The organism is Mycobacterium kyogaense (genome assembly GCF_003254575.1).
In the GTDB taxonomy this organism is placed as follows: domain Bacteria; phylum Actinomycetota; class Actinomycetes; order Mycobacteriales; family Mycobacteriaceae; genus Mycobacterium; species Mycobacterium kyogaense.
This window is the reverse complement of record NZ_QJUA01000004.1, coordinates 116,785-134,259: the sequence shown is the minus strand read 5'-3', so window position 1 is coordinate 134,259 and position 17,475 is coordinate 116,785. Positions and strand designations below refer to the sequence as shown.

Below are 17,475 nucleotides of genomic sequence, written 5' to 3'. Positions count from 1 at the left end.
GTACTGCTCGTCACGATCGTGGTCCTACCTTTCGCCGCGATGCGGCACGTTGACGCGCGGCCGCGCGCTGCTGAGCACGCTCGCGCAGGGCGTTGGGACGCTCGGCGGACTCCTGCTCCTCCAGGCCGAGCTGACGGATCAGGTCCACCGCGAGGTCGGTCAGCGACGCGCCCTGCAGCAGCAGCGCGACGGGCGGTTCGACACCGAAGTCGCCGCGGATCGTGTTGCGCATCCGCACCGCCATCAGCGAGTCGAGTCCCAGCTCGGTGAGCGGCTGCGCGACGTCGACCGCGCCGTCGTCGGAGTACCCCATGATGGCCGAGATGCGGCGGCGCAGCCGGGCCACGACGACCCGGTGCACTTCGGCAGCGTCCATCGACTTGAGCGCCTCGGCGCCACCCCAGTCTTCGTCGATGTCGTCGGTCTGCAGCTCGCCGACCATGTCGGTGAAGAACCCGATCTGGTGGATCTCGGGGAACGCGGCGGCGGCCCGGTCCAGCCGCAGCCGGGCGATGCCGACACGGGGCAGACCTGCGGCCATCACCCCGCCGAGCGCGTCGACGCCCTCGGCCGGGCTGATCGGGTCGAGCACCGAGAACCGCAGCGTGCTGGCCAGACCCACGTCGGCCCACTGACCCCAGTTGACCGCGATGGCCGGCAATCCGGCCGCCTGCCGCGCCGACACCAGACCGTCCAACCAGGCGTTGGCCGCCGCGTAGGCCGCCTGCCCGGGCGAGCCGAGCAGCGACACGATCGAGCTGAAGCCGACCCACCAGTCCAGGTCCTTGCCGACGGTGGCCTCGTGCAGGCGCAGCGCACCCAGGGCCTTGGGCGCCCAGATGGTGTCCAGACTCTCCCGGGTCATGCCCACGAAGATCTCGTCCTCGAGCACCGCCGCCGAGTGGATGAGCCCGCGCAGCGGTTTGCCCGTCTCCTCGGCGGCCGCGACCAGCCGGCCGGCCACGCCCGCGTCGGCGATGTCGCCGGTGACGACGGCGATCTCGGCGCGCTGCGACAGCGTGTCGAGTTCGGCGGCCACCTCCTCGGAGGGTCCGTTGCGACCGTTGAGCACGAGCCGGCCCGCGCCATGGCCGACCAGCCAGCGCACGACGGCCATACCGACACCGCCGAGCGCGCCGGTGACGACGTAGCTGCCGTCCTTGCGGACCGTCAGCTGCCCGGCCGTGGCCGGCAGCGCGGCACGTGCCAGCCGCTCGACGAGGCGGGTGCCGCCACGCCACGCGACCACGTCGTCGGCCGAGTTGCCCTCGATCTCCGTGCTCAGCGCGCCGGCCGGATCGTCGGTGCCGACGTCGAGCAGCGTGGCCTTCAGGTCGGGATGCTCGTAGGCCAGCACCCGGACCAGCCCCTTGAGGCTGTTGGCGGCCGGGTTGCCGGGACCGTCGGCCGGCGCGGTGACCAGACCACCCTGGGTGACCAGCCACAGCCGCGGCGCCTTGCCGTGCCAGCTGCCCACGATGGCGCGGACCGTGCCGGCCACGCCCCAGATCACGTCGCGGGCGTGCGCGAGACCGGTCTCGATCTCGGTCGCTGTCCCGAAGTCGCCGAACACGATGACGCCGGCCGGCGGCAGATCCGGGTCGGCCGTCGCGGTGGCGAACGCTTCCCGCACCGCCGACTCGTCGCCGAGGTCGGCGGTGACGACGCGTCGCGTCGGGCCGCCGAACCGCTCGGTGAACTCCTGCGCCGCCGCCTGGCCCGCGGCGCCGTCGGCCAGCGCGAGCCAGCTGCCGGTGACCGCCTGCGCGGCGGGCGCGGCGGACTCCACCCAGCGGGAGTCGAAGATCTTCTGCGACAACGGAAGTGGCACCGTGCGGCGCTGAATGCGCTTGAGGTGCACGTCGTCGACACGGGCCATTACGGTGCCCGTGTCGTCGGTCAGCGTGACCCGACCGGTCGCGTCCCCGCTGTCGGCGACACTGACCAGCTCGGCGCGGCAGTGCGCCCGGCGGCCCACATCCCCGAACACCCGGATCGTGCCGAAGCCGACCGGCAGGTAGGTGTCCTCGCCCGAATCGGCCAGCGTCGCATCGCTCATCGCGGCGGCCAGGCCCTGCAGCGCCGCGTCGAGCAGCACCGGATGCAGCGTGATGCCGCGCTGCGGCGTCACCGACTCCGGCAGCTCGATCTCGGTGTCGGCAGCGTCGGCGGCACGGGCGATCCGGGTGAGCGCCTGGAACGCCGGGCCGTGGTGTGCGCCGGTGCGCCGCAGCGCGGTGTAGAAGTCCGACGGGGACACCGGGGTGGCGCCCGCGGCGGGCAGCACCTTGGCCGGCGTCTCGGGCTCGGCTACCGCGACGGTGCCGACGGCGTGCCGGGTCCAGCCGCCCGCTTCGGAGCGGGAGTGGATCTCGACCCGCGCCACCCCGTCCTCACCGGTGCTCACCTGGGTGGTCAGCTTCGTCTGCGGATCCAGTGGCAGCATCGCCTCGACCTCGACCGAGACCGCCACGCCGGTGGCGGGCAGGCCCAGCGCCTCTTGCGCTGCGGCGAACGCGATCTCGGCGAAGCCGGCGCCCGGCATCACCGGCAGGCTGTGCACGACGTGGTCGGCCAGCCACGGATGTGCGTCGGTGCCGACATCGGACTGCCACACGTGCCCGTTGCCCGACGGCAGCTCGACATGCACACCGAGCAGTGGGTGCGCACCCGCGTACTGCGGCGCGCCGGCGCGGTCACTGAGCCAGAACGGCACGTGCTGCCACGCCGTCGGCGGGACGTCGACGAGCCGGCCGGCCGCGCCCTCGGCGCTGATCGCGGGCGGGCGGATCGCTGCGAGCTGCGCGTGGAAGGCGAGCGTCTCCGGGTTGTCCCGGTTCACCGTGGACCCGACGTGGAACCGCTTGCTGACCGACTGGGCGGCCAGCGTGTCGCTGATCGCGTGGGCGAGCAGCGGATGGGGGCTGATCTCGATGAACGCGCTGTTCTCGGCGCTGGCCTCGTGCACGGCCTGGCTGAACCGGACCGGGTTGCGCAGGTTGGCCGCCCAGTAGTCCGCGGTGTACATCGGCGCATCGCCGGTGTAGGCGACCGTCGAGATCAGCGGGATCTTCGGGGCGGCCGGCGTCAGCGACGCCAGCGCCTCCCGCAGCTCCGGCAGCACCGGGTCGATGGTCGGGTGGTGCGAAGCGACGTCCACCTCGACCCGGCGGGCCAGCCGGCCCTGCGCGTCGACCGTGGCGACGAGCTCGTCGACCTGCTCGGGCGGGCCGGCGACGACGACCTGCTTGGGCGAGGCGTACACCGCGATCGTCACGTCCGGCTTGTCGGCGATCAGCTTCTCCGCCGCGGCGGGGTCGAGCTCCAGCAGCGCCATCGCGCCCTGGCCGGACAACCGCTTCATCAGCCGGGTGCGGGTCGCGATGATGTCGAACCCCTCGGCGGGGGTCAGCACTCCGGCGACGACGGCGGCGGTGGCCTCCCCCATCGAGTGGCCGATCACCGCGTCGGGTTCGACGCCGTAGGAGCGCCACAGCTCGGTCAGCGCCAGCTGCATACCGACCAGCACCGGCTGGATGCGGTCGATGCCGACGACCGGCTCCCCCGCTTCCAAGGTCTGGCGCAGCGAGAAGCCGACCTTGTCGACGAACGCGGGTTCCAGCTCGTCGACGGCCTTCGCGAACGCCGGCTCCTCCGCGAGCAGCGCCTTGCCCATCCCTGCCCACTGCGCGCCCTGCCCGGAGTACAGGAACACGGTGCCCTTCCCGAGGCGGGCGTCGTGCGCGCCGATCACGCCGGGCGCCGGCGTACCCGCGGCCAGCGCGCGCAGACCGGTGACGGCCTCGGCGTGGGTGCGGGCGCACACGGTGGCGATGGTCGAGTAGCGGCTGCGGTGGTGGTTGACGGTGTAGGCGACGTCGGTGAGCGGCACCGAAGCACCGTCGCCGGCCAGCCAGTCGGCCAGCGACTGCGCCGAGGCGGCCAGCCGCGCCGGGGTCTTGCCGGACACGACGAGCGTGGTCACCGCCGGGACGGGGTCGACGGCCGCGGGCGCCGGTTCCGGGCCCTGCTCGAGCACGATGTGGGCGTTGGTGCCGCTGAAGCCGAACGACGACACCGCGGCGCGGCGCGGGTGATCGCTGGCCGGCCACGGCGTCGCCTCGGTGGGCACGTAGAGGCGCGTCGGCTTCGGATCGATCTGCGGGTTCCACTTGTCGAAGTTCAGGTTCGGCGCGATCGTGCCGTGCGCCAGCGTGAGCACGGTCTTGATGAACCCGGCGATGCCGGCGGCCGCCTCGAGATGGCCCATGTTGGTCTTCACGGTGCCGAGCGCGCACGGCACATCGCCCTTGCCGTAGATCGCGGCCAGCGCGTCGAACTCGATCGGATCACCCAATGCCGTTCCGGTGCCGTGGCATTCGACGTAGTCGACGGTGCCCGCGGCGACGTCCGCCGACTTCAGTGCGCGGGTCAGCACGTCGCGCTGCGACGGCGCGTTCGGGGCGGTGAGCCCGTTGGACCGGCCGTCCTGGTTGACCGCCGAGCCGCGCACGACGCCCAGCACGCGATCCCCGTCGCGCACCGCGTCGGTGAGGCGCTTGAGCACCACGACGCCGGCACCCTCGCCGCGCACGAACCCGTCGGCACGCGAATCGAACGCATAGCAGTGCCCGTGCGGTGAGAGCATGCCCCACTTGGCAAGCGCCAGTTGGGTTTCCGGGCGCAGGTTGAGGTTGACGCCGCCGGCCAGCGCGAGGTCGCTCTCGCGCATGCGCAGGCTCTGGCAGGCCAGGTGGATCGACACCAGCGATGACGAGCACGCGGTGTCGACGGCGACCGCCGGGCCCTTCAGGCCCAGCAGGTAGGCGATGCGGCCGACGGTGACGCTGTGCGCGTTGCCGGTGGCCGAGTAGGCGTCGATCGCGTCGGCGTTCTCCGGCGACGCGTTGTGGTACTCGCTGTAGTACACGCCGAGCATCACCGCGGTGCGGGATTCGCCCAGCTGATCGGGGGCGTAACCGGCGTTCTCCAGCGCTTCCCACGCCACCTCGAGAGCGATCCGCTGCTGCGGGTCCATCGACATCGCCTCACGCGGGGTGATGCCGAAGAAGTCGGCGTCGAAGCCGGTGATGTCGTTGAGGTAGGCGCCCCACTTGGTGGGCATCCGGCCCGGCACGCTCATGTCGGTGTCGTAGAACGCCTCGGCGTCCCAGCGGTCGGCGGGCACCACGGTGACCGCGTCGGTGCCGCTCTCCAGCAGCTGCCAGAAGCTGTCGGGTCCGGTGACCCCGCCGGGGAACCGGCAGCCGATGCCGACGACGGCGATCGGCTCGGCCCCGGCGACCCGCGAGGCCTTCTCGAACTGTTCGGCCAGCTTGTCCCGCTGCTCGGCGGACATCGCCGAGATCCGGTCGAAGGTGGTCTTGATGGTGGGGTTTTTTGGCTTGGGGGTCGTCATCAGATGGTGCCCTCACTGCCGGCGTTGGCCGACTCGACGGAAGATTCGATGCTGTCGAAGAGGTCGTCGAGGCTGAATTCGTCGGAGTCGTCGGCCTCCTCGGGCTCCTCCTCCGGTTCGGGTGCGGCCTGCTGGGTCGGGGCCAGCAACTCGGCCACGAACTGCGACAGCTGCGCGATCGACGGGTGGTTCCACAGCATGGTCGCGGACAGGTCGATGCGCACCAGCGCCTTGGCGTCACGCAGCAGGTTCATCGCCATCATCGAGTCCAGGCCGAGCTCGGGGAACGCCGAGTCGACGTCGACCGCGGCCTCGGGCATTCCCAGCTCGCGGGCCAGGATGGCGCGCAACCGCACCCGCAGCGTCTCGACCGTGTCCTTGGCCGACATCGTCGACCAGTCGATGAATTCGCTTGTGGCAGCCATATTTTCGGTGGCCGCGGGCGCCGGTGCGGATTCCACCGGCGCGAACGTCAACCCGCGCACGTCGACCCATACGGTGCCGTCGGGGCCGGTGACCTGGGCGTCGACGACCAGAACGGGCCCGTCGCCGCTGCGCCGGAACACCTCGATCGTGGCGGTGCCCGCCACCGCGTCGGCCGACTCGGCCAGGCTCTCCGCACCCGCGGGCAACAGCAGAGCGGCGTTGTCGGCGTCGGCGAGGCGCGCCACGTGTACAGCCGCGTCGAGCAGGGCGGCAGCGGGCGACTCGGTGTCGGGCACCTCGACGGTGCCGCGCGAGCCCGCCGTGGTTGCCGTGGCGTCGGCGACGGTCCAGGTGAACGGCCGGCCCTCCACGCCCCAGGCGCGCTGCATGTCCTCGATCGCCGCACCGTCGAACACCGTGCCGACCGGACTCTGATCACCGTGGGGCGCCTGCTGCGGGGCGGCGGTCAGTGTGGCGCTCGCATGCCGGGTCCAGCGCTGCGGGGCGGCGTCGGCGGTGGCGCTCGACCAGATGGTCAGCGTGTCGCCGTCAGCGACAGCATGGATCACCTTCGGGGCATCGGCGAGGATCGGATACTCGAACCGGACGTCGCCGGCGACTTTCCCGCCGCCGATGCTCTTGGCCACGGCCGACAGCGTCTGCAGCACCACCGACACGGGGACCACCTCCACGCCGCGCACACGGTGCGCATTCGACCAGGTGCGCTCCCCGGGCAGCAACCGCGCCCGCCACAGGTGCTCGTGGTCGGCCGATTCGACCGGCTCGCCGAGCACCGTGCCCCACTGCGGCGCCGCGACGGCGGACAGATCGGCATCCTCGCCGCGTCCGCTGACCAGCCGGTCGAGCACCTTGACCGCGGCACGCATCCGGTAGGCCTCGGCCAGCCGCGGCCAGTCGGCCCCGGCGAGCACGATCTGCGTACCGGCCTGCGGACTGAGCACCGTCGGCAGCATGCGGATCGCGACGTCGTTGGGCATCGGTTCCAGCCCGGCGGCCTTCATCTGCGGCTGGGCGTCCGACCACGACTTCCACAGGCCCCAGTCGACGACCGTGGCCGGCAGACCGAGCGCGCGCCGCGCGTAGGCGAACGCATCGGCGAACGCGTTGGCCGCCGTGTAGTGGGCGACCGCGCGGGAACCGAGCAGCCCGGTGATCGAGGAGAACAGCACGAAGCGACGCACCGGCGTGGTCAGCGACAGCTTGTGCAGCACGGCGGCGGCGTCGACCTTGGCCCGGAACATCGGCCGCAGGTCGTCGTCGGTCATGTCGGTCAGCAGCGCTTCGCCGCCGGCGAGTGAGGCCAGGTAGACACCGTCCAGCGGCGGCAGGTCACGGCCGAAACGCTCGAACACCGCGGCCATCGCCGCGTCGTCACCCGCGTCGGCGGCGACCTCGACCAGCGTGGTGCCCGTGGCCGCCACCTCGGCGGCGAGATCGGCCAGGCCGCTGCCACGCCGTGACACGGCGACCACGGTCGCCGCGCCCATGTCGGCGAGCTGGCGGATCAGGTACGGGCCGACGTTGCCGGTGGCACCGACGACGAGATGGCTGGTGTTGCTCTCCAACCGGTTGACCGCGACGGCGGGCAGGGCCCGCGGCTGCAGGCGGGGCACCCGCCGCTCACCGGCGCGGTAGACCACCTGATCGTCACGATCGGTGCCGGTCGCCACGAGGGCGTGCGCGGCCTCGGTGCGCACATAGGCGGCCAGCAGCTCGGCGGGCAGCGTCTCGTCGACGTCGAGCAGCCCTCCCCAGAACTCGGGGTGCTCCAGTGCCAACGTGCGGCCCTGACCCCACAGCACCGCATGCGCCGGGTTGGCCCGGTCGCCCTCGGCGACCGGCTGGGCGTTGCGGGTGACCACGAAAAGCTTTGGCGCGGAATCCATTCCCGCGAGCGCAACGACGATCCGGCGAAGCTCGTCGAACATCTGGTACGCGGCAGCAGCGTCGAAGCGCCGCGCCGGGACAGCGGGTGCATAGACCACCGCATCGGCGGCACCCACACCGGTGACCTCGTCGAGACCGAGTGCCCGAGCACCCAGCGCGGCCGCCAGCTGCGCGCTGTCGTCACTGTCGTCCGAGATGACGGCGAACGTGGCGTCGGAACGCTCGCCGCCCAGGTCGCGCACCGGCCAGGCCAGCTCGTGCAGCCACTCGTGGTGGCCGCCCTCGGCGGCGGCGGCCGGCGGCTGGACCGGCGCACCGTCGGCGGCACGCATCGCCTTGGTCTGGATCCAGTGATGCGCGTGATGCCACGGCGTGGTCGGGATCTGCACGCGCGGACCCGGCCGCACCGGCGTCTTCGGCGGCCGCGTCGTGTGCGTGGCATTGAGGTTGGTGCGGAAGGTCAGCGTGTCGTTCGCATCGCGCTGCAGCGTGCCCAGGCTGTGGTGATGGCTCAGGCCCGATTTCTCGTCTGCGACGAGGCCGGCGAGCGTGTCCTTGATCGCATATCCCAGCAGCGGGTGCGGGCTGACCTCGACGAACACGCTGTGGTCTGCGCCCGCCGTCGCGACGGCACGGGCGAAGCGCACCGGGTTGCGCAGGTTGGCCACCCAGTGGTCGGCGTCGAAGACATTGGTGCCGTCGGTCGGCCTGCCGTCGGTGGTGACGAGCACCGGGATCGTCGGCGTGCGCGGTGTCAGCGTCGCGAGCTCGGTGCGCAGCTCGTCGAGGATCGGATCGATGATCGGGTGGTGCGAGGCCACGTCGACGTCGACGCGGCGCGCCAGCTTGTCCTGCGCGTCGACCACCGCGATCGCGGCGTCCACCTGATCGGGCGGGCCGGCGATCACGGTCTGGTTCGGCGACGCGTACACCGCGACGGTCAGCCCGTCATAGCCCGCGATCAGCTCTTCGGCGGCCGCCGCGTCGAGCTCGAGCAGCGCCATCGCACCCTGCCCGGACAGCCGCTTCATCAGCCGGGACCGGGTGGAGATCACCTTCAGCCCGTCGGCCGGGCTCAGAGCGCCGGCCACGACGGCGGCGGTCACCTCACCCATCGAGTGCCCGATCACCGCATCGGGAACGACGCCGTGAGACCGCCACAGTGCCGTGAGTGCCAGCTGCACCCCCACCAGCACCGGCTGGATCCGGTCGATGCCGACCACCGGTTCCCCGGACTCCAGCGTCTGACGCAGCGAGAAACCGGCCTGGGCCACGAAGTCGGGTTCGAGTTCGTCGACCGCCGCGGCAAATGCGGGCTCCTCGGTGAGCAGGCGGCGGCCCATGCCGGCCCACTGCGAGCCCTGCCCGGAGTACAGGAACACGGTGCCGGGCGTGGCGCCGGTTCCGCAGGCGCCGTCGTGCACGGGCACGACCCCCGGCGCCGGGTAGCCCTCGGCGAGCGCGCGCAGACCGGCGACGGCCTGGGCGCGATCAGTAGCGGCGACGGTGGCAAACCGCGGGTGCTGCGCGCGGCGGTGGTTCAACGTCTCGGCGACGTCGGCCAGGCTGACGCCGTCGGCCGCCGGGCTGGCCAGCCAGTCGGCCAGGACACCGGCCAGCGACGCGATTCGCGCCGGGCTCTTGCCGGTCACCACCAGCGTGCTGACGGGCGGTTCCGGCTGCGCCTCAACAGCATTCGGCTCGGGCGCCTGCTCGATGACGATGTGGGCGTTGGTGCCGCTGACCCCGAACGACGAGACGGCGGCGCGGCGTGGCCCGTCGTGGGCCGGCCACGGCATCTCCTCGGCGGCGATGTGGAACTTCTTCGCACCCTCGCCGGCCTGCGGGGTGAGCGCAGAGAAGTGCAGCATCTTCGGGATGTGGCCGTGCTGCACACTCAACACGGTCTTGATGAAGCCGGTGACGCCTGCCGCGGACTCCAGGTGGCCGAGGTTGGTCTTCACCGAGCCCAGCACCAGCGGGGCGGCGTCCTTGCGGTCGCCGTAGACCGCCGAGAGCGCGTCGAGTTCGATCGGATCGCCCAGCCCGGTGCCGGTGCCGTGCGCTTCGACGTAGTCGACGTCAGACGGATTCAGCCGGGCGTTCTTGAGCGCCGTGCGCATCAGCTCCTGCTGGGCCGGCCCGTTGGGCACGGTCTGCCCACTGCTGGCGCCGTCCTGGTTCACTGCCGACCCGCGGACGACCGCGAGCACCCGATCGCCGTCGCGCTGCGCGTCGGACAGGCGCTTGAGGACCACGACCCCGCAGCCCTCGCTGCGCACGTAGCCGTCGGCGCCGGCATCGAACGTCGCGCACCGGCCCGCCGGCGACAGCATGCCCCAGCGCGAGCACGCGATGTTGTTCTCCGGGCTCAGGATCAGGTTCACCCCGGCGGCCAGCGCATGGTCGCTCTCGCCGCGGCGCAGGCTTTGGCAGGCGAGGTGGATCGACACCAGCGACGACGAGCACGCGGTGTCGCTGACCACGGCCGGACCGCGCACGCCGAGGAAGTAGGAGAGCCGGCCCGCCGCGAAGTTGGGCGCGTTGCCGAACGGGATGTAGGGGTCGATCTCGTCGGGGTTGAGCTTGCCGATGATCGAGCGGAAGTAGTCGTTGGCGGTGAGGCCGACGAACACACCGGTCGACGAGCCGCGCAGGCTGCGGGGGCTGATGTTCGCGTTCTCCAGCGCCTCGACCGCGACCTCCATCAGCAGCCGCTGCTGGGGATCCATGCCTGCGGCCTCACGCGGCGAGATCGCGAAGAACTCGGCGTCGAACTCGCCGGGCGCCCACGTGGTGAGGAAGCCACCCTCGCGGTTGCAGATGGTGCCGGGGACGCTGTGGTCGGGCGAGTAGTACTCGTCGGCGTCCCAGCGGTCGGCCGGCACCCGGATCACGCCGTTGCCGCCGTCGAGCAGGAACTGCCAGAACTGGTCGGCATCGTCGACGCCGCCGGGCAGGCGCGCGCCGATACCGACCACGGCGATGGGCTCGGTCTCGGCCTTCTCGGCCGCCGCCAGCTTCGCGGTGAGGTCGTCGATCTTGCGCAGCGCCTCGGTGATGATCGCCCGACGGTCCGGCGCGGCGCCCGAACCGGGCGATCCTGAGCTTGCGGTCATCACACTCAATTCAGTCGTTCCGAGAGCCTGGCCAGCAGTTCGTCCTCGGCCAGGTCGTCGTAGGCGTCTTCGTCATCCCCGTCCAGGTCACCGTCCTGGGGGGCGCCGGCGACCTCGTCGTCGTTACCGGCGGTCTCGATTATCTCAGGCAGCACCGACGCCAGATAATCGGTGAGCGCTTCGATGGTCGGATAGTCGAAGACGACCGAAGCGGGCAGCACCTCCCCCAGACTTTCGCTCAGCGAGCGCTGCAACGTTACGCTCATCAGCGAATCCATGCCGAATTGGAAGAAGCCCACCGTCGGGTCCAGCGTGTGGGCCGAGGCCAGGCCCATCGCCGCCGCGACCTGCGCTCCGACGTGGTCGGCCAGCAAATCCTTGCGCTGCTCGGGCCGCGCGTCACGCAACGCGGTCCGAAACGCGGTGTCCCCGGTTGACGCCGTCGTCGTGGGATCTTCGGCCAGCAGGTCGTCGAGGATGTGCAGCTGCGCACGGGTGTGATAGGCCGCCGCCAGGCGCGGCCAGTCGGCGGCGACCACCGTCGCCCGGGCGGGTGCGCCCGGCCCGGTGAACAGCCGCAGCGCCGAGATCGCGACGTCATCGGGCATCGGCTCGAGACCGGACTCGGCGGTGGCCTGCTTCTCGAAACCGGTCTGCACGTCGGCCAGCGACTTCCACAGCCCCCAGTTGATCGCGCACGCCGGCAACCCCGCGGCGCGCCGCGCGAACGCGAACGTGTCCAGGAACGTCGTCGTCGCCGCGTAGTGGGCCAGCCACCGCGAGCCCAGGATGCCCGAGATCGAGGAGAACAGCACGAACTGCTCGACCGGGTGGTCCAGCGACAGCGTGTCGAGCAGTGCGACCGCGTCGATCTTGGAGCGGAACATCGCGACCACGTCGTCGTGGGTCATGTCCGCCAGCGTCACCGGTCCGCCGCTCATCGCGGCGAGGTAGATGCCGCCCAGCGGGGGCAGATCCTTGCCGAACCGGTCGAACAGTGCGCTCAGCGCCGCCTCGTCGGCGGCGTCGGCGGCCGCGGTGACCACCGTGGTGCCCGACGCCGCCAGCCGCGCGGTCAGCTCGTCGAGCCGGCCGCCGGGGTTCCGGGACACGGCGACGACGGTCTTCGCGCCCATCCGGGCGAGCTCCTCGATCAGCCGGGGCCCGATGTTGCCGGTGGCGCCGATCACCAGGTGCGCCACGTCCGGGTTCAGTCCGGCGCTCGCCGGGGCGGTGGGCAGCTGGTGCACCAGCCGCGCGACCCGCCGTGCCCCGGCGCGGTAGACCACCTGGTCCTCGCCGTCGCCGGCGTGCGCCTCGGCGAGCAGCCAGCGGGCGGCCACCGGGGCCGGAACCGAGGCGTCGACGTCGATCAGGCCGCCCCAGATGTCGGGATGCTCGAGGGCCAGCGTGCGGCCGAGCCCCCAGAGCACCGCCTGGGCGGGATCGGCCCGGTCGCCCTCGTTGACAGGCTGGGCGTTGCGGGTGAGCAGGTACACCGCCGGCGGCGACGTGCTCTCAGCAGCGGCCGCGGCGATGGCGCGCCCGGTCTCGAACAGGCCGTAACCCAGGTCGCCCGCGTCGCCGGCGTCCGGCGCGTAGAGCACGTGGGTGGCAGCGGCCATGGCCTCGGCGAGACCGTCGTCGGCGGCGGCACGGGTGGTGACCGGGCTGCCCAGCAGGTGGGCCATCGCGTCTCCGACGCGGACGTCACCGACCACCAACCACCGGCCTTGCTCAGCCGTATGGGGTTGCGCAACAAGCGGTTTCACCGGCCAGGTGAGATCGCAGAACCATTCCGCCGGCACCGTGGCGTCGGCCGGGAGGGTGCCCTGGACCCCCTCGGTGGCGCGCCGCAGCGGCCGCACGTCCACCCAGTGCCGGGTGTGCTGCCACGGGGTCGCGGGCAGCACCACATGCGGCTCGCCGTGGTGCGGGGTCTGCGGCGGCCGGGAGGTGTGGGTCGCGTTGAGGTTCGTGTGGAACGTGACGGTGTCATCGGCGTCGCGGGCCAGCGTGCCGATCGAGAGGATGCCGGCCTCGTCGGCCAGGGTCGTGGCGATCGGTTGACCCATCGTGGCGTGCGGGCTGATCTCCACGAACGTGCCGTGGTCGGCAGCCGCGGCCGCGACGGCGCGGCTGAACCACACCGGCCGGCGCACATTGGCCACCCAGTAGTCGGCGTCCAGCGCCGGCGTCTGACCGGGATCGGTGACCGTCGACAGGAACGTCAGTGTCGGCGCGGCGGGCGTGATGCCCGACAGCGCGGCCTTGATGTCGGCGAGCACCGGGTCCATCAGCGCGGTGTGGGAGGCGACGACCATGTTGACGCGGCGCGCGAACGCGTTCTGCGCGCCGACGGCGGCGATCACGGCGTCGACCTCGTCCGGTAGGCCCGCGACCACGGTCTGGCGCGGGGACAGATAGCCGGCGATCTCGACGCTCGGATGGGCCGCGATGTGCGCGGCCGCGGTGTCCTCGTCGACGGCGAGCAGCGCGACGGCGCCCTGGCCGGCGAGCCGGGACATGATCGACGAGCGGGCCGCGATCACCGTCAAACCATCGGCCACGCTCAACGCGCCCGCGACCACGGCCGCGGTGACCTCGCCCATCGAATGCCCGATCACCGCATCCGGATGCACCCCGTACGAGCGCCACAACTCGGTCAACGCCAGCTGCAGACCCATCAGCACCGGCTGCACCTCGGCGTCTCCGCTGACCGCACGGCCCTCGGCGATCACCTCGTGCAGCGAGAAACCGACCTTCTCCACGAACACCGGCTCGATCTCGGCCACCGCCGCCGCGAACGCCGGCTCATCGGCCAACAGCTGCCGACCCATCCCGGCCCACTGCGACCCCTGACCCGAATACACGAACACCGTGCCCGGCTTCGGAACGGCGGCGCCGGCGGGGACCACCCCGGCAGCGGACTGACCGGCGGCCAGCGCCTCGAGACCCGCGATCGCATCGGCGCGGGTACGCGCTGCCACGGTCGCGAACGTCGGATGCTGCGAGCGGTGGTGATTCACCGAATGCGCGACCTCGGCCAGCGACGCCTCCGCGCCGGCACCGGCCATCCACTCCGCCAGCATCCCCGCCTGTGCAGCGACGCGCTCGGGCGTACGGCCCGACACGACGAGCGTGGTCACCGCAGTTTCGGCCGGGGGCTCGACGGGCGCGGCAACCGGCGGTTGCTCGATGACGACGTGGGCGTTGGTGCCGCCGAAACCGAACGACGAGATGCCGGCCCGGCGGGGCCGGCCGGCCGGCGCCCAGTCGGTGTGTTCGGCGACCACGGCCAGCCGCAGCTTGTCGAACGGGATGTGCGGGTTCGGGGTCTCGTATCCGCGGTTGGCGGGAATCACGTTGTGCTGCAGCGACAGCACCGCCTTGGCGAATCCGGCGATACCGGCCGCGGCCTCCAGATGCCCGAGGTTCGACTTCACCGCGCCCACCAGCAGCGGACGGTCGGCAGGCCGGCCCTTGCCGAGCACAGTGCCCAGCGCGCGCGCCTCGATCGGATCACCCAGCAGCGTGCCGGTGCCGTGCGCCTCCACGTAGTCCACCTCGCGGGGATCCACTCCGGCGGCGGCATACGCGGCGCGCAGCACCGCCATCTGCGCTGACGGGTTCGGCGCCATCAGACCGTTGGACCGGCCGTCCTGGTTGACCGCCGAGCCGCGGATCACCGCCAGCACTCGATCGCCGTCGCGCTGCGCATCCGAGAGCCGCTTGAGCACCGCCACCCCGCAGCCCTCACCGCGCACGAACCCGTCCGCGGAGGCGTCGAACGCATGGCACTGCCCGGTCTTCGACATCGCGTCGGCCTGGTCCAGGCTGCGCGTGCCCGCCGGCGACAGCAGCAGGTTCACACCCGCGGCGAGCGCAACATCCGAATCGCCGGTTCGCAGGCTCTGGCACGCCAGGTGGATCGCGACCAGCGACGACGAACACGCGGTGTCCACGGTGACCGACGGGCCGCGGAAATCGAAGAAGTAGGAGACGCGGTTGGCGATGATGCTGATCGACCCGCCGGTGCTGTACCAGGCGTCGATCGCACTCAGGTCCGCAGCGCCGAGCTGCGCGTAGTCCGCGGCGCTCGCACCCGCGAACACGCCCGTGCGGGTCTCGGCCAGCGTGTCGGCGGGGATGCCGGCGTTCTCCAGCGCCTCGTGGGTGACCTCCAGCAGGAGCCGCTGCTGCGGATCCATCCGCATGGCTTCGCGCGGGATCACCTCGAAGAACTCGGCGTCGAACGCGTCGACGTCGCGCAGATAGGAACCCCAGCGGGTGGTGTTCGCCAGCGCGGAGGCGCCGTCGGCGGTGCCGTCGTCGAACGGCGCCCAGCGCTCGGCGGGCACCTCGACCACCGAGGACCGGCCCTCGGTCAGGAAGTCCCAGAACGCATCCGGGCCCTCGATGTTGCCGTCGGACTCAGCGCCGCCCGGGAGCCGCAGCCCGAGCCCGACCACGGCGATCGGCTCGTCGGCCGAGGCCCCGGCACGCGCGCCGACAGCATCCTCGACCGGCTCGACCTCGCCGCCGGTGAGGAACTTCGCCAACGCATCGACCGTCGGGTACTGCCAGAAATCCACCGGGGACACCGGCCTGCCCAGGTACTCCGACAGGACCCCGGTCAGCACCACGGCGTCGCGCGAGCCCACCCCCAGGTCATGCATGGAGGCGCCGCGCGCGATGTGCTCAGGACTGCAACCGTTGTTCTCAACCAGGTAGTCGGTCAACCAGCGACGAACAGCAGCCTCGTCGAAAGCAGAGGTCATCTAGTGGCGTCCAACCGGTTGAATTTGTTGTCGCGGTACAGGTCGGCGCTCATCGCGCGGCGCACCTTGCCGCTGGTGGTCAGCGGCAGCGAACCCGGCGGCACCAGCGCAAAGTCGGCGAGGCGCACGCTGTGGGTCATCGAGATCGCCGAGGTGACCTGCTGGGTGACCGCATCCAGCTGCGCCGGATCGACCTGCTTCTTCAGCTCGGCGATCACCACCAGCTTCTCGCTCGCGCCGTCGGGCACCGAGATCGCCGCGACGCGGCCTCCAGTGAACTCCGCGACCGTGCCCTCGATGTCGTCCGGGTAGTGGTTGCGGCCGTCGACGATCAGCAGGTCCTTGATGCGACCGACGATGAACAGCTCGTCGTCGAACATCACGCCGAGATCGCCGGTGCGCAGCCACGGGCCCTTCGGGGTGTCTGCGCTCGGCTCGGCCAGCTGCCCGGAGAACAGCTTCTGGGTCAGCTCGGGGTTCTGGTAGTAGCCGCCGGCGACGTGCTCACCGTGCAGCCACACCTCGCCGATCGTGCCTGCCGGGTTCTCCGTCAGAGTCTCCGGATCGACCACCCGTACCGTGGTGGTCCGCGGAACGCCCAGCCCGATCTGCTCGGTACCGTCATCGGCGACCTCGCTGCGCACGGCCTGCCCCGCCGCCAGCTTCTCGTAGTCGAACCGCACCGACGTCGGAGGCCGCCCGCCCGCCGTGGCCACCACGTAGACCGTCGCCTCGGCCAGACCGTACGACGGCCGCATCGCGGCATCGGACAGCCCGAACGCGGCGAAGCGCTCGTTGAACCGACGCACGGTGGTGCCGTGCACGCGCTCGGCGCCGTTGATCATCACCGCGACGGTGCTGAGGTCCTTGCCGGCCATGTCGTCGTCGCTGGTCCGCTTGACGGCGAGCTCGAACGCGAAGTTCGGGGCCGCGGTGAAGGCGCTGGGGTGCGAGCCGAGCAGCTGCATCCACCGGGACGGCTTCTGCATGAACGAGATCGGGCTCATGAGCGCGGCCGGGGTGCCCAGCATGATCGGGATGAACACGCCGACGATCAGGCCCATGTCGTGATAGAAGGGCAGCCACGACACCACCGTGGTGTCTTCGGGCGCCCGCCCGTCCGGGTAGGCCTCGTAGTAGTCGGTGAGCAGCTCGGCGACGTTGACCAGCACGTTGCGGTGGCTGACCACCACACCGGCGGGTAGCCGGGTCGAGCCCGACGTGTACTGCAGGTAGGCGGTCTTCGGCAGGGCCACCGGCGCGGCCGGCCGCAGCGGCGAATCGAAGTCCAGCGTGTCGACCTCGAGGAACTTCGGCGCGCGCTGGCGGTCGAGCTGACCGTAGTGACGGATGTCGTCGACGACGGCCGAGGTGGTCAGCACGGCGACGGGCTGAGAGTCCTTCATCGCGCCGGTGACACGTTCGTCGTGCTGACGCAGCTGCGGCATGGTCAGTGGCACCGCGATGAACCCGGCCTCGATGGCGCCGAGGAAGCCGATGATGTACTCCAGGCCCTGCGGCGCGAGGATCACGGCGCGGTCGCCCGGAGAGCCGAGGGTGGCCAGCTTCGCGGCCACCACGCGGACCCGGTGGTGCACCTCGGACCAGGTCAGCGTCTCGGCGATGCCCGCGGGGTCGGCCTCGTAGTCGAAGAACGTGTAGGCGTCATCGTCGGGCTGCTGCTGCGCACGGTCGGCGAGGAGCGCGGGAATGGTCGTCACGGTGGGCGCCGTCAGTGCTGGCATCAGTGGTCCTTTCGCAAACATCTCCCGACATGGTCTCGCGTGTCGGGTCGATCCGGGAAATTCTGGTGGTTCGGTCG

Annotated in this window: 4 protein-coding genes; all 4 read right to left on the bottom strand. The window is 71.7% G+C overall.

The genetic code is table 11. From position 1 onward, the window contains the following. Nucleotides 1-10: 10 nt before the first annotated feature. The 4 genes from DMB80_RS04920 to DMB80_RS04905 are packed head-to-tail and all read right to left on the bottom strand — an operon-like array spanning nucleotide 11 to nucleotide 17,398. Entirely contained in the window at nucleotides 11-5,389 is a 5,379-nt protein-coding gene (locus DMB80_RS04920) for a type I polyketide synthase (RefSeq protein ID WP_111508883.1), read from the bottom strand. A gap of 29 nt (nucleotides 5,390-5,418) precedes the next feature. Then, nucleotides 5,419-10,872 carry a type I polyketide synthase gene (locus tag DMB80_RS04915; protein ID WP_111508882.1) on the bottom strand — a complete coding sequence of 1,818 codons (5,454 nt, stop codon included), beginning with the start codon at nucleotides 10,870-10,872 and terminating at the stop codon, nucleotides 5,419-5,421. A gap of 5 nt (nucleotides 10,873-10,877) precedes the next feature. After that, nucleotides 10,878-15,653, bottom strand: coding sequence for a type I polyketide synthase (locus DMB80_RS04910; RefSeq protein WP_111508799.1), 4,776 nt, complete (start codon nucleotides 15,651-15,653; stop codon nucleotides 10,878-10,880). Further along, the gene (locus DMB80_RS04905) at nucleotides 15,650-17,398 is read right to left on the bottom strand and encodes an AMP-binding protein (protein ID WP_162938411.1); all 1,749 of its coding nucleotides are present in this window, start codon (nucleotides 17,396-17,398) and stop codon (nucleotides 15,650-15,652) included. Before DMB80_RS04905 ends, DMB80_RS04910 begins: the two co-directional genes overlap by 4 nt. Nucleotides 17,399-17,475: the final 77 nt, after the last annotated feature.